Source organism: Streptomyces sp. NPDC002156 (assembly GCF_053593675.1).
In genome coordinates, this window is sequence record NZ_JBSFDA010000035.1 from 40,439 (window position 1) to 54,394 (window position 13,956).

15 protein-coding genes are annotated in these 13,956 nt (G+C 71.0%); 10 read left to right on the forward strand and 5 right to left on the reverse strand.

The window, feature by feature from the left end:
* From ACWCRB_RS17070 to hutI, 4 genes are all read left to right on the forward strand, one after another.
* Nucleotides 1-193: hypothetical protein (locus ACWCRB_RS17070; RefSeq protein ID WP_450996810.1), on the forward strand; the 193-nt coding region annotated here is incomplete at its 5' end.
* The gene (locus tag ACWCRB_RS17075; protein WP_450996811.1) at nt 169-1,380 is read left to right on the forward strand and encodes an allantoate amidohydrolase; all 1,212 of its coding nucleotides are present in this window, start codon (nt 169-171) and stop codon (nt 1,378-1,380) included. The genes ACWCRB_RS17070 and ACWCRB_RS17075, both read left to right, overlap by 25 nt.
* Nucleotides 1,377-2,723: a formimidoylglutamate deiminase gene (locus ACWCRB_RS17080; protein ID WP_450996812.1), complete on the forward strand. Its 1,347-nt coding sequence runs from the start codon at nt 1,377-1,379 to the stop codon at nt 2,721-2,723. Before ACWCRB_RS17075 ends, ACWCRB_RS17080 begins: the two co-directional genes overlap by 4 nt.
* A 50-nt stretch (nt 2,724-2,773) precedes the next feature.
* Complete coding sequence (gene hutI, locus ACWCRB_RS17085; protein WP_450996813.1) at nt 2,774-4,066, forward strand: imidazolonepropionase; 1,293 nt, start codon at nt 2,774-2,776, stop codon at nt 4,064-4,066.
* Nucleotides 4,067-4,079: 13 nt separating this feature from the next.
* On the opposite strand, the gene ACWCRB_RS17090 is transcribed toward hutI, so the two are convergent.
* The 3 genes from ACWCRB_RS17090 to ACWCRB_RS17100 form a co-directional block, all read right to left on the reverse strand.
* On the reverse strand, nt 4,080-4,961 hold the full coding sequence (locus ACWCRB_RS17090; RefSeq protein WP_450996814.1) for a hypothetical protein: 882 nt from the start codon (nt 4,959-4,961) through the stop codon (nt 4,080-4,082).
* Nucleotides 4,962-5,115: 154 nt separating this feature from the next.
* A complete protein-coding gene (locus tag ACWCRB_RS17095) occupies nt 5,116-6,693 on the reverse strand; it encodes a ricin-type beta-trefoil lectin domain protein (RefSeq protein WP_450996815.1) in 1,578 nt (525 codons plus the stop codon).
* Nucleotides 6,694-6,870: 177 nt separating this feature from the next.
* Nucleotides 6,871-7,797, reverse strand: a complete 927-nt coding sequence (locus ACWCRB_RS17100) for an RNA polymerase sigma factor SigF (RefSeq protein ID WP_235480091.1) — start codon at nt 7,795-7,797, stop codon at nt 6,871-6,873.
* A gap of 269 nt (nt 7,798-8,066) precedes the next feature.
* Between ACWCRB_RS17100 and ACWCRB_RS17105 the strand changes: the two genes are divergently transcribed.
* The 6 genes from ACWCRB_RS17105 to ACWCRB_RS17130 all read left to right on the forward strand — a co-directional run bounded on the left by ACWCRB_RS17105 (nt 8,067) and on the right by ACWCRB_RS17130 (nt 13,452).
* Nucleotides 8,067-8,453, forward strand: a complete 387-nt coding sequence (locus tag ACWCRB_RS17105; RefSeq protein ID WP_450996816.1) for an STAS domain-containing protein — start codon at nt 8,067-8,069, stop codon at nt 8,451-8,453.
* Between the two features lie 191 nt (nt 8,454-8,644).
* Entirely contained in the window at nt 8,645-9,130 is a 486-nt protein-coding gene (locus ACWCRB_RS17110) for an ATP-binding protein (RefSeq protein ID WP_389352782.1), read from the forward strand.
* Between the two features lie 169 nt (nt 9,131-9,299).
* On the forward strand, nt 9,300-10,046 hold the full coding sequence (locus ACWCRB_RS17115; protein ID WP_450996817.1) for an LPXTG cell wall anchor domain-containing protein: 747 nt from the start codon (nt 9,300-9,302) through the stop codon (nt 10,044-10,046).
* Nucleotides 10,047-10,076: 30 nt separating this feature from the next.
* Nucleotides 10,077-10,931 (forward strand): COG1470 family protein, encoded by an 855-nt coding sequence (locus ACWCRB_RS17120; protein WP_450996818.1) that lies wholly within the window; start codon nt 10,077-10,079, stop codon nt 10,929-10,931.
* On the forward strand, nt 10,928-12,118 hold the full coding sequence (locus tag ACWCRB_RS17125; protein WP_450996819.1) for a hypothetical protein: 1,191 nt from the start codon (nt 10,928-10,930) through the stop codon (nt 12,116-12,118). The genes ACWCRB_RS17120 and ACWCRB_RS17125 overlap by 4 nt, the downstream gene beginning before the upstream one ends.
* Nucleotides 12,119-12,162: 44 nt before the next feature.
* The gene (locus tag ACWCRB_RS17130; protein ID WP_450996846.1) at nt 12,163-13,452 is read left to right on the forward strand and encodes a hypothetical protein; all 1,290 of its coding nucleotides are present in this window, start codon (nt 12,163-12,165) and stop codon (nt 13,450-13,452) included.
* Nucleotides 13,453-13,556: 104 nt separating this feature from the next.
* On the opposite strand, the gene ACWCRB_RS17135 is transcribed toward ACWCRB_RS17130, so the two are convergent.
* On the reverse strand, nt 13,557-13,721 hold the full coding sequence (locus ACWCRB_RS17135; protein ID WP_450996820.1) for a hypothetical protein: 165 nt from the start codon (nt 13,719-13,721) through the stop codon (nt 13,557-13,559).
* Entirely contained in the window at nt 13,718-13,882 is a 165-nt protein-coding gene (locus ACWCRB_RS17140; RefSeq protein ID WP_450996821.1) for a hypothetical protein, read from the reverse strand. The genes ACWCRB_RS17135 and ACWCRB_RS17140 overlap by 4 nt, the downstream gene beginning before the upstream one ends.
* Nucleotides 13,883-13,956: the final 74 nt, after the last annotated feature.

Genomic DNA, 13,956 nt, shown 5'->3' on the forward strand with positions numbered 1-13,956 from the left:
CGCTGGTCTGGTGCGTCGGCTGGGCAGCCTGGTGGAGCGGATGCCGTCGGCCGTCAGCCTGGAGGCGCGGCTGCTGGTCGTGGCTCACAGCCTGGTGGGGCGGATGCCGGTAGCCGTCAGCCCGGGGTGTCCGCCGGGCAGCCGGGCGGTGGTGCCTCCTTCCACCAGATGTGGCGCGACCTCGCCCCCCTAGGTCGTCACCCCGACTCCCGTGGCTATCGCCGTTATGCCTGGACCGGGATCGATCTCGAATGCCGGGCCTGGTTCAAGGAGCAGGCCGAGTCTCGGGGGCTGTCGTACGAGGTTGACCGGAACGGGAATCAGTGGGCCTGGCTCGGGGATCCCGCTGAGGGGGATGCAGTTGTCACCGGGTCGCATCTTGACTCCGTGCCCGATGGCGGGGCCTTCGACGGGCCCCTGGGTGTCGTGTCCTCCTTTGCTGCTCTCGATGAGCTTCGGGCGCGCGGGGCGCAGTTCAGCAAGCCCCTCGCCATCGTCAACTTCGGGGACGAGGAAGGTGCCCGGTTCGGGCTCGCCTGTGTCGGGTCGCGGCTCACCGCCGGGGCCGTCACCGTCGAGCAGGCTCGGCTGCTGACCGATGGTGAGGGGATCACGCTGCCCCGGGCCATGGAAGCCGCCGGGTACGACCCGGACACCATCGGGCCAGACCCCGAGCGACTCGCCCGTATCGGTGCCTTCGTCGAGCTGCACGTCGAACAGGGGCGCGCGCTCGATCTGAGCGGCGACCGTGTCGGCATCGCCAGTGCCATCTGGCCGCACGGGCGCTGGCGGTTCGACTTCCGGGGCGAGGCCAATCACGCCGGTACGACACGGCTCGTCGACCGGCGCGACCCCATGCTGTCGTACGCCGAGACCGTCCTCGCCGCCCGCCGCGAGGCCGAACTCGCCGGTGCCGTCGCCACCTTCGGGAAGATCTCCGTCGAGCCCAACGGCGTCAACGCCATCCCCTCCCTCGTACGCGGCTGGCTCGACTCCCGCGCCGCCGACCAGAAGGCCCTCGACACCGTCGTCTCCGGTGTTGAGAACGCCGCCCGCGAGTACGCCGAGGCCCACGGCGTCGATCTCGACGTCGTCCGGGAGTCCTTCACCCCCGTCGTCGAGTTCGATCACGCCCTGCGCGACGAACTCGGCCGCATCCTCGGCAGGAACGGAGAGGACACAGCCCTCACCGTCCCCGTCCTCGGCACCGGTGCCGGACACGACGCCGGGATTCTCTCCGGGAGCATTCCGACCGCCATGCTGTTCGTGCGCAACCCCACGGGCGTCTCGCACTCCCCGGCGGAGTACGCCGCCGAGGACGACTGCGTGGCCGGGGTGACCGCACTCGCCGACGTACTGGAAGGGCTGGCCTGCACGTGACCCACCCCCAAGCACGGACGTACTGGCTGGAGCACGCCTGGCTCGACACCAACGTCGAGCCCGGCGTCGCCCTGGACGTCGAGGACGGTCGGATTGCGGCTGTCCGTACGGGAGTCGACGGCCCGCCACCCGGCGCCGAGATCCTTCGCGGGCTCACCCTCCCCGGCCTCGCCAACGCCCACAGCCACGCCTTTCACCGTGCCCTGCGCGGCACTGTCCAGGTCGGCTCCGGCACCTTCTGGACCTGGCGCGAGGTCATGTACTCCTTCGCCGACAAGCTGACCCCGGACACCTACCACGCCCTCGCGCGTGCCGTGTACGCCGAGATGGCCCTCGCCGGCATCACCGCCGTCGGCGAGTTCCACTACGTCCACCACGCCCCGGGCGGCACCCCGTACGCCGACCCGAACGCGATGGGTGAGGCACTCGTCGAAGCAGCCTCCGACGCCGGTGTCCGCATCACCCTCCTCGACACCGCCTACCTCTCCGCAGGCTTCGGGCAGGCCCCCAACCGCCACCAGCTCCGCTTCTCCGACGGCACCGCCGACGCCTGGGCGGAACGCTGTTCAGTTCTCAAGGAACGGGATCACGCGCGGATCGGTGCCGCCATCCACTCCGTACGGGCCGTGCCCGCCGGTCAGTTGGCGACCGTGGCCCGCTGGGCCGAGGAACGCCGAGCCCCCCTTCACGTCCACCTCTCCGAGCAGACGGCCGAGAACGACGCCTGTCTCGCCGCCCACGGCTGCACGCCCACCCGGCTCCTCGCCGACCACGGGGTCCTCGGCCCCCGCACCACCGGCGTCCACAACACCCACCTCACCGACGAGGACATCGCGCTGCTCGGCCACAGCGGCACCGGCACCTGCATGTGCCCCACGACGGAACGCGACCTCGCCGACGGCATCGGCCCCGCCGTCGCCCTCCAGCGCGCGGGCTCACCGCTCTCCCTCGGCTCCGACAGCCACGCCGTCATCGACCTGCTCGAAGAGGCCCGCGCCATGGAGCTGAACGAGCGCCTGCGCACCCGTACCCGAGGCCACTGGACAGCGGCGGCCCTGCTCCGGGCCGCCTCCGCCGACGGTCACGCGGCCCTCGGCTGGGAGGACGCGGGCACCCTGGAAGCCGGTGCGCTCGCCGACTTCACGACGATCGCGCTCGACTCGGTCAGAACTGCGGGACCGGTGCCTCGGCTGGGCGCGGAGACGGCTGTATTCGCAGCGTCGGCAGCGGATGTGCGCCATACGGTCGTGGGCGGCCGGCACGTCGTGCGCGACGGGGCGCACACCCTCGTACCAGAGGTGCCGCAGGCGCTTGCGGCGGCTGTCGAAGCCCTGCGCGCCTGACCCCCGTACGCGCCCCTCCCGTACGCACCCCCGCCACCCACGAGGACGCCATGAACAGCCCCAGCACGCCGAGCAGTCCGAGCAGCCCGAACCGGACGAACAGTGCTATCGGCAGCACGACCGACACCACCACCGGCACGACGACCGTCATCACGAACATCGGCAGCCTGGTCACCAACGACCCCTCTCTCGGATGGGGGTCCCCCCGCTCGAGCAAATTCGAGAGTGGGGGAGGATCCCCCCTGGGACTGATCCAGGACGCGGCCGTCGTCATCGAAGGCGACCGCGTCGTCTGGACCGGTGAGAACAGCAAAGCACCCACCACTGACAATCGGGTCGACGCCGGTGGCAGGGCCGTCCTCCCGGGCTTCGTCGACTCCCACTCCCACCTCGTCTTCGCGGGCGACCGGACGCAGGAGTTCAACGCCCGGATGTCCGGGCGGAGCTACACGGCAGGCGGAATCCGTACGACCGTCGCCGCCACCCGCGCCGCCACGGACGCGGAACTGGAGGCCAACCTCACCCGCTACCTCCGCGAGGCGCTCCGGCAGGGCACGACGACCTTCGAGACCAAGTCCGGGTACGGCCTGACCGTCGAGGACGAGGCCCGCGCCCTGCGCATCGCCGCCGCCCACACCGACGAGGTCACCTACCTCGGCGCCCACATCGTGTCCCCGGACTACGCCGACGACCCGGCCGCCTATGTCGCCCTGGTCACCGGCGAGATGCTCGACGCCTGTGCCCCGTACGCCCGTTGGGTGGACGTCTTCTGCGAGAAGGGCGCCTTCGACGGCGACCAGGCCCGCGCGATCCTCACGGCGGGCAAGGCGAAGGGGCTGCACCCGCGCGTCCACGCCAACCAGCTCTCGTACGGCCCCGGCGTGCAGCTCGCCGTCGAACTCGACGCCGCCAGCGCCGACCACTGCACCCACCTCACCGACGCCGATGTCGACGCCCTCGCGAACGGCCGTACGGTCGCGACCCTGTTGCCCGGCGCCGAGTTCTCCACCCGCGCCCAGTGGCCGGACGCCCGCCGGCTCCTCGACGCGGGCGTCACGGTCGCGCTCTCCACGGACTGCAACCCCGGCTCCTCCTTCACCTCCTCCGTGCCCTTCTGCATCGCCCTGGCGGTACGGGACATGGGCATGACCCCGGACGAGGCGGTCTGGTCCGCCACGGCGGGGGGCGCGCGAGCCCTCCGCCGCGACGACATCGGCCGCCTCACGCCCGGGGCGTACGCCGACCTGACCCTCCTGGACGCCCCGAGCCACGTCCACCTGGCCTACCGGCCGGGGGTTCCCCTGGTCAGCGGGGTGTGGCGGCGGGGCGTACAGGTGTTCTGACCCCGCCCTCGGATCAGAGGCCGTACCGGCTCTTCAAGTGGCGCCAGAAGTCACGGAACATCCACTTGTCGAACTCCGTGATCTGCGCCGCGCTGCCCGCCTTCATCAGGAAGCAGCACTGGCCGGTCGGGGTCCAGTCGTAGAAGTCGTCGAGCCCGAACGTGTGGCCGACCTCGTGCAGGTAGATGTGGATGTTCTCCTGGTCCAGCGTGCTGGTGAAGTACTCCTGGCCGACCCGCTGGCCCCAGTCGCCGCCCGCGCCGCCCTGGAAGCCCTTCGTCAGCCACAGTGACTGGTCGTAGTGGCGGGCCGCGCCGCCCGGGCAGCGCGAGTAGTTGCCGTCCTGGTGGAAGAAGCGGCCGCAGTCCGGGGAGCACTGGGGGGAGCCGCCGCCGTCGAGGTTCCCGGCGTAGATGTCGACCGAGCTGTCGGTCCACTGGAGGGTCGAGCGGTTCTTCACGGCCCAGCCGACGATGTTGACCGGCACGTTGGTGTACGGCCAGGCGTTGTGCCCCGCACCGTTCTCGACCATGGCCGCCATCCACTTGCCGAACTGCTTCTTCAGCGCCGCGTGGATCCGGTCGCGCAGGGCGGTGCTCACAGGCGCGTCCGACTCCCAGCGGACGCAGTAGTTGACGCTTCCCCGGTTGGCCATGACCTGGTCCCAGCCGTAGTTGCGGAAGCCGTAGAGGTCCGGGTAGGTCGACGAGACGTGGTTCCACACCTCGTTCAGCGGCTGTACGAGGTTCGCGGGCGGGTTCCAGTCCTCGGCGGCGGCCCGCACCTGTGCCGTCGTCCCGGCGGGGGCGGCGAACGCGGCCGGCAGACCGGGAGCGGCGATCAGTGCGGCCAGTGCGGCCAGCACCGCCAGGAGACGTGCGATGTGCTTGCGCATGGGTGAACTCCCTTTGTGGGGAACGGGATTCACCCTCGGGTCGCCGCCGGCCACGGGCCGGGTTGCCCATCCCTCCCCGGCCGCTTTTCACTCCCTTCCCGTACGGCGGAGTGAATCGCGCCGCCGACGGCGGAGGTTGGCGAGCGCGGACTTCTCAGCTGGCGCCCGCCCGCCACCGCTGCCCCGTCCCGCCCGTCAGCGCTACGAACTTCACGCCGCCGTCGGCCGCCGGAACCAGCCCCGTCGCGAAGGCGATCGCCGGGCGGATCACCCCGTCGTCGTCCACGGTGAAGCGCAGGTTGTCGCCGTTGTCACTGTCCACCGCCGAGCACTCCCAGATGCCGACTCCCCGGTCCAGATCACCCCGGCTGTCCAGACAGAAGTCGGTGTCGGCGGCCGACTGCAGGACCCCCAAGTCGGCGTCCACACGCCAGCGTTGGGTCCTGGCCGACGCGGAGCAGGGCGCCGTGAAGACGTCCGTGCCCTTCTCCAGCACACCGCCCCGGATGTCCAGACAGCGCCCCGAGGCGACGTTCACCACCTGGGCGTACGAGGCTCCGGGCGCCCGGAACACAGGCCTGGGCGTCGGTGTAGGAGTGGGCTTGGGTGTGGGCGTCGGCTTCGGCGCCGGGGCGGAAGAGGTCGGCGGCCGTGAAGTCGGCGACGGGGAGGGGGACTTGGCGGCCGTCGGCGAGGCGGGCGCCGTCACCTCGGGGCTGCTCGGCACGGCGGTGACCGGGAACGTGTTCGACGCGCCCTGCGGGCTCGACGAGCCGTCGCCCGACGACAGCAGCACGATCAGCAGCGGGATCAGCGTCACGCCGAGGACCGCCGAGGCCAGCGCGAAGCGCCGACGGGACGGCGGTGCCGGCGGTTTCGGTGGCTGGGTCCAAGTCCCGCCCGAGGCTGGGGCGTTGGCGAGGGTGACCGTCGGTGCGTCCCGTGCGTACGCCGTTCCGCACCACGGCAGCAGGCCCTCGCCCAGCGCCGTGCGCGGGCTGTCGCGCAGAGCGGCGAGTTCCTCGTAGGCCACCGAGCAGTGCGGGCAGATGACCATGTGGGAGTTCAGGTCCGTGCTGTGGCGTGGGTTGGCAGGGCGGACCGACTCCTCGATCAGCCGGCGGAAGTCCTGGCAGCGCGGGTCGTCGGAGGCGGCCAGCCGGGACCGCAGACAGGCCTGGGCCAGGGCCTGGAGCGCCGAGTCCGTCTCGTGCTCGACGTCCTCGTGCGTCAGGCCGAGGAGATCGGCGGTCCGGTCCTCGGACTCGCGCTCCACGGTGCCGTACCAGATCAGGCCCTGGGTGCGGGCCGGCAGCGACTGGAACGGGCCCAGCATGGGCGGGGGCGCGAACAGGAGCTCTCCGCCCGCCGTGTTGAGCGTGTTCAGGACGAGGAGCAGGCTCGGGTCCAGGCCCGCCGCACGTTCGTCCGTCGCCCAGCCGGCCGCCAAATCTGCGGTCAGCAACAGGAGTTGGTGGCGCCACGGTACGTTCGGCTCGGTACCGCGTGCCGTGTCCCGGGCCGCCGTCGTGAACGCCTGGGCCGCCAGCTGCCCCGCCGTGGAGTCGCTCGTCGTGCACAGCCGGGCGTAGGCGAGCACGGACGCGCGATGGCGGGTACGGAGTTCCTGCAACGCCGGGTACGCGGTGGGGGAGTTGGTGCGCAGCAGCTCGGTGAGGCGGGCGTCGGACACGCCCGCGTACAGCCCGCTGTCTTCGATGTGCTCAGACATCCGTCCGCCTCCTCGGACCCCCGTCCGTCCTGACGTACCAGCCAGTCTGAAGGCGGTGTCCGTGACGCATGAGGCCTTTGGGAAAAGAGGGGAGGGGTTTCTGTGGGTAACCAGAAACCCCTCCCGAGCGGACGCCAGTACACGACCGGTTGGTACACGACCGACAGCCCTTGATCGTCAGCCTTCGATCGTCAGACCCTTCCGCAGGCGGTGCAGCGTCCGCGACAGCAGCCGCGACACATGCATCTGCGAGATGCCCAGTTCCTCGCCGATCTCCGACTGGGTCATGTTGGCGACGAACCTCAGCGAGAGGATCTGCCGGTCCCTGGGCGGGAGTTCGGCGATCAGCGGCTTCAACGACTCGACGTACTCGATGCCTTCGATGCCGTGGTCCTCGTACCCGATGCGGTCGGCGAGGGCACCCTCGGAGTCGTCCTCCTCGGGCTGGGCGTCGAGTGAGCTGGCGGTGTAGGCGTTCGAGGCCGCCATGCCCTCCACCACCTCGTCCTTGGAGAGGTCGAGGCGGTCGGCCAGCTCGCCCACGGTGGGGGCGCGGTCGAGCTGCTGGGCCAGTTCGTCGCCGGCGCGGGCCAGGTCGAGCCGGAGCTCCTGGAGCCTGCGGGGTACGCGCACCGACCACGACGTGTCGCGGAAGAAGCGCTTGATCTCGCCGACGATCGTCGGCATCGCGAAGGTCGGGAACTCGACCCCGCGGCTCAGCTCGAAGCGGTCGATCGCCTTGATCAGGCCGATGGTGCCGACCTGGATGATGTCCTCCATCGGTTCGCTGCGCGAACGGAAGCGGGAGGCGGCGAACTTGACCAGGGCGAGGTTGAGCTCGACAAGGGTGTTGCGGACGTACGCGTAGTCGTGCGTCCCCTCTTCCAGGGACTCCAGCCGCGCGAAGAGGGTCTTGGACAGGGCCCGCGCGTCTACCGCACCCACCTCGTCGTACGGCGGGATCTCGGGGAGCCCGTCCAGGGCGTCCGGAACGCGTGGGCCCGGAATGAGCGGGTCCTGGTGCAGCTGGTGGGAGTCCGTGTGTTCCGGAGGGGGTGTCGACGTCGCCCTCTGGGTATGCGATGCGTCGAGCCGGGGTGACATGGTGTCCTCCATGGTTCTCGGCATGAGGCTGCCGAAGCCGGTGCGTGTGCACGTGCGGTGTGCGGCGCCTCCAATGCCGGCCGTGTCGGGTACGTGTATCTAGCCCTACCCGGTTTCCCGAGCCCGCCGCAAGTGCGTTCCATTCCCATATGTCCGGATATGGGCGTTAGTTCAGGTGTCGGAGAGTGTGAGGAAGGCGTAGTGTTCGAGGACGTCAGCGGGCGCGAGTGGGCGCCGGCGAACAGCCACGACCTCGGGAGAGAGACGGCATGGACCGCGGGACGGTCGGCAGCGCACAGTCTGGCCGGCTACTGGTCGAGGTACGGCGGGAGGGTTCCAGCGCCGTCGTGACTCCGGCGGGTGAGCTGGATCACCACACCGCCGATCTGTTGCGTGAACCACTTGAGGACTGCCTCGCGAAGGGTCTCGCGCGGCTGGTCGTCGACTGCGCGCGGCTGGAGTTCTGTGACTCCACCGGCCTCAATGTGCTGCTCGGTGCCCGCCTGAAGGCGGAGGCCGCCGGCGGCGGGGTGCACCTGGCCGGAATGCAGCCGGTTGTCGCACGGGTGTTCGAGATCACGGGCGCGGACGCGGTGTTCACCGTGCACGAATCGCTCGCCGACGCCCTGGCCGACGAACCTCCCGAGTCCTCCTAGCCTTCCCGGTCCTCCTGGCCGAGTCTTCCGGGTCGGCCGGGCGGGCTGTCGAGCGCGCCGCGTTCGGGGGGTGTTCTGTCGGTTCCGCCGGGCAGGAGACATCCTGAATATGCGCACAAGGACGCGCGTAATGAACTGTGTGCAATGACGACCGTGTACGTGAACTGGTGAATCGGTGAGGTGAAGCGCTGATGAGCACCACCCGGCCCGACTCGCCGGGCTCTGCGGAGTCCCCGGAGTCCCCCGAGCCCAGCGGCGCTTCCGGGGGTCGGCAGACCCGCAGCCTGAGTTTCGACGGTGAGAGCGGTGTCGTTCCGCTCGCCCGGGACTTCGCCCGGCAGGCGCTGTACGCGTGGGGCTGGCTGCCCGCCGCGACCGCCGACCGGCGCGCCGCCGCCGAGGACGTACTGCTCGTCGTCTCCGAACTCGTCACCAACGCCTGCCTGCACGCCGAGGGCCCGGACGAGATGTGGATCACCTGCGACAACAAGGTGATCCGCGTCGAGGTCGCCGACCGGGGCACGGGCCAGCCCGCCCCGCGCACCCCGCACAGAGCAGGCCGCCCGGGCGGCCACGGCATGTTCATCGTGCAGCGCCTGTGCCTGGACTGGGGAGTCGTACGGACCCCCGGTGTCGCGGGCAAGAAGGTGTGGGCGGAGCTGGGCGCTCCGGCGTAGTTCCCGCCGATGTGGCGGCAAAGCACCGCCGGGATCCGGTCGATTTTCCGCCGATCCGGTGTGCGTTGTGTCTTCCTTCTCTCAGTCCCCCGGCGTACCTTGACGGCCGATCCGCGATCTGATGTGCCGTCAGAAATGCTGACAGGACCGCCAGGAATGGGGGACGACGATGTCGTACCACCGGACATGCCGCAGCACGCACCCGAAACGAAGCGCCGCGCTCGCGTCCGTCGCGGCCCTGGCGGGATCGGCGGTGCTGCTGGCCGCCCCCGCCGCCCGCGCCGAGGTCGTGGACGTCAACTACCAGTGCAAGACGCCGATCGGCGACAAGAGCGCCCTCTCGCCCATCGACATCAAGGCGGTGGAGAGCGACGGCGGCTACAAGGTCACGATGTCCTGGCAGAAGGGCGTCTCGTCCAGCCCGGTGGAACTGGGCAAGGGCGCGATGAACCCGAGCGCCACGATCAAGCTGGGCGGCGCGGACAGCGGCACGCTGAACGTCAGCGGCCCCGCGAACGCCGAGGCGGTACCCGCCAACACCCCCATAAAGATCAGTGACTTGAGCGGCACGTACAAACCGTCGAAGAACGGCAAGGTCACCTTCACGGCCGGCGTCCTCACCATCAAGGCCCTCGGTACGACCACCACGTGCACGCCCACCAACAATCCGGGCCCGTCCCTGACGCTCGACGTCACGGGCGCCTCGGACGGCGGCAATACGGGCGGCAGCACCGGCGGTACGAGCAGCAGCGGCGGCTCGGACGGCGGCGCCGAACTCCCGCAGACCGGCCCCGAGGACTCGATGATCGCGCTGGGCACCCTCGGCGGCACGGTCCTGCTCATGGGCGCGGCGGGCGCGCTGTGGCTGACGCGCAGGAACCAGACCGCACGGGACGAGCGGGCAGTACGCCGCTGAGGCACGGCCAGTCGACCACGGGAGCCGCCGATGCGTGCCGTCCTCTGTCTCTCCTTCTGCCTCGTCGTCCCGCTGCTGTGGGCCACGTCGTCGACAGCGGCGGCCGACGAGGGGCAGGACGGCTGGTCCGCCGCGCCCCTGGGCACCGACCGGCCCTACTTCTACGCCGAGGGCACCCCCGGGACGGTCCTCCAGGACACGCTCTCCGTCCGCAACCCGACGGACCGCATCCTCAACGTACGGCTGTCCGGCGGCAGTTGGCTCACCCTCGCCGCCCCCGAGGTCGACGTCCCCGCCCGCACCCGCGCCGACGTGCCCTTCACGGTACGCATCCCCGACGGCACGCCTCCCGGCGACCGCACCGCCACGATCACCGCCCGCGCCTCGGGCCGGACCGCGACGGTACGGGTCCGACTCCGGGTCGGGGGACCCCGGTTGCCCGCGCTGACCGTCGAGCACGTGCGGGTACGCGGTGACCGCATCGCGTACGAGCTGGTCAACCGCGGCACCACCGACGTGACCCCGACGCTCACCGTCCGCGCGGACGGTGTCCTCGGCACCCTCCTCGACCGGCCCGCACGCACTCTCCCCGTACGCCTGCCCCCGGGCGAGCGCGTCGCCCTGACCGAACCCTGGTCCGGGCAGCCCGAGTTCGACGTGGTCGACGTGCACCTGACGGTCACGGCGGCGGACGGGACGGTACGCGCCGAGGCGGGCACGTCGGCACGGTTCGTGCCGTGGGGCGGGGTGGCCGGGGGCGTGGGGGCGCTGGTGGCGGGGGTCGCGCTGCTGGCCGTACGACGGCACGGGCGCCGTAGGGGCAGTGACGAACAGCCGTGCGCACGTGAGGAGTTGGCAGAGGAGCTGACGGGGGCGATGAAGTGAAGCGGCGGATTCCCGCACTGGTCACGGCGGCGCTGGCGCTCGCCTTCCTCTTCCCCGTCTCGCTGCTGCCCACGACCGCCGCCGCGGCCGACGGGCCGACCGTCAAGGTCTCCAAGTCGCAGGCGGGGACCGGGGGTTCGGTCATCGTGACCGGGACCGGCTGGCCGCGGAAGGCGCTGCTGATGATGCTGATCTGCGGCCGGTCCAGCCCGTCCCGGGGAGTGATCGGCGGCACCAACTCCTGTGCCAACGCGGACGGAAGAGCCGTCACCACGGACACGCAGGGTGCCTTCAGCCAGAGCCTGCCGGTGGTGGAACCGCCGGTGCCGTGCCCGTGCGTGGTGCATGTGGCGACGGTGACCGGGTCGTCCGACACGGCGGCCGACGCGGTGTTCCAGGTGGCGGGCCACCCGGTCGAGCCGCTGCCCGAATCGGACGGCACCGGACGTCTCTCGGTCCTCACGGACCCCCGGCTCGACGGTTCGAGCGGGCTGCTGACCTGGTTCGGGGCGCCACCCACCCGCACCCTCGTCCTCACCGTCGGCAACCTCGGGACGGCGGCCGTCAAGGACCCGGTCTTCCAAGTCGGCACCTCCCACGGGGTGTTCGCCCCGCAGTGGGACGAGCAGCAGTGGCAGGGCACGATCCAGCCGGGCGGGAAGGCACGCGTCGAGCTGCCGGTCTCCCTGGCGAGCGGGGCGCACGGCGACTACTCGGTCTCGCTGAAGTACGACGGCAAGGTCCTCGCCGAACAGCCCTGGGGCGTGGGCCGGCCATGGGGCGTGACCCTGTTCTGGGTCCTGGCCGGAGTCGTCGTACCGGCGGCGCTCTTCCGTATCGGGATGGCGGTGGTGGACCGGGTACGGCCACACGGGCCGGGCGGACAGCACGCGGTACGGCGTGACCGGGGGCCGCGAAGGCTTCGGCTGCCCGAACTGACCCTGCGCATGCCGAAGGTGGGCGAGCGGGACGGCAACTCCCCACCCGTGGGCGCTTCTTCGACCTTGCCGTGGTTTACCCCGGACGCGGACCCCGGCGCGGTCCCGGACCCACGCACGGACACGGAGGCGGACGCGGACACGGACGCGGATAGGCACCTGAACCTCGACGGCCTCGACCCGGGCACGGACGCGGGCGCTCCGACGACGAACGCGATGAACACGACGAACTCGAAGGGGAACACGTGAGAACGCAACGGAGACGGAGCGCGAGTGCGGCAGGGGCCCTGTTGCTGATCGGCGGAGCGGGCGGTGTCCTGCTGGGCATGGCCGCGGCTGGGCCCGCCCAGGCGGCCGAGGTGTCGTACGCGACCAAGTGCGTGCCGCCGGCGGCCTCAGGACTGGACCCCGTCAACGGCACGACCAAGGTGGAGATCACCGCGCCCGCGACGGCCAAGGTGGGCGACGAGGTGGACGTGGTCTGGAAGTTCACCCAGGCCGCGTCCAAGAACCCCGACCTGATCGACCTGCCCGCCAACTCGGTCCAGCCGAGCGGGGTGTTGAAGGCTGGCGGTGCGCAGAGCGCCGACATCGCGATGGTGGGGCCGCGCGAGAACCCGGCGATCCCCAAGGGCGGGGCGATGGTCCTGTCCGACATGAAGGGCAAGGTGAAACTGACGACGGCCGGAGACGTCACGCTGACGCCGGACGCCTACACGATCAACGCCTTCGGGACGGACACGAAGTGTGCGCCGACGGAGACGGTCCAGCCGTCGGTGACGATCAAGGTGACGTCGGGGGGCGGCAGTTCACCGTCACCGAGCCCGACTCCGACCACATCGACATCACCGTCGCCCTCACCCACGCCGACCGACTCCGCGTCACCGAGCCCGAGTTCGACCCCGACGGATGAGGAGAGCGAGTCGCCGAGCCCCACGGACGGCGGCCAGACGGACTTCACCGGGAAACTCGTGCAGGTCCCGTACAAGTGCGTGACGCCCATCGGTGACAAGGAAGTGACCTCCCCCATCCAGATCAACGCCAAGAAGAACGGCGGGAGTTACGACATCACGGTCCAGTTCAAGGGCTCGGTGATGGACAGTCCGGCGGACCTCCCGGCGGACTCGGTGAAGCCGTCCATGGAGGTCGTCCTGGGCGGGTCCGACACGGGCACGGTCCATGTCGAGGGCCCGGCCAACACGGAGCCGATCAAGACCGGCGACGCGATGACGATCTCGGACATGACGGGCACCTACAAGCCGGGTGCGACCGGTGAATCGACCCTGGCACCAGGCGTGTTGACGGTGAACGCCCTCGGCACGACGACCACCTGCACCCCGACCACGACGATGGTCTCCCTGACCCTGGACACGGAGGAACAGGCCAGCGGAGCATCCGGCGGTTCCTCGACGTCGGGCGGCACGACGTCCGGCTCCGGCGGTACGTCGACCAGCGGCGGCCTCGCGAACACGGGCGCCGAGAACAACGGCGCCCTGAAGGCGCTCGGCCTGGTCGCCGGTACGGCGGTACTGCTGGGCGTGGCGGTGTTCACGTTCATGCCGGGGCGCCGGCGCCTGCGCTGACCGGCGGAAACGTCAGGACCCCGCTCCGGAGCACATCACCGGGCGGGGTCCGGTACTCTCGGCCGCCGCTCACCTGGGGAGGGCGGGGCAGACAGGGCGCGAGGTCATGGTGAGCACTCCTGACCGTGCCGGCCGTGCTCGCTCAACTCCCTTTCACAGTCACCGGCTTCACCGGTACGCCCGGCCTCCCGTGCCGCGTCCCGCTGAGCGGCCAGCGCCTCGCACACATCGCAGGGCGCCACCTCCGCCCCGCCGGGCACTGTCGTCACGACGACCACCTGGCGAGCGCTGCCTCCAGCGAACGCAGGACCTCGCGGGTGGGCGCGGCCCAGGCGCCGGGCGCGGGAACGGACGTGGGGACGGGGGTGACGCGGTGGGCGGCAGTGGCAGGAACGCGGCGGGGGAGCAGGGGGAGGGTGGTCGTCGTCATGCGGGTTCACTCCTCGGGTGGGCGGTACCAGCGAATGCCTGGGCCACGAGCATGACGCCTGAACCGGGCGAAAA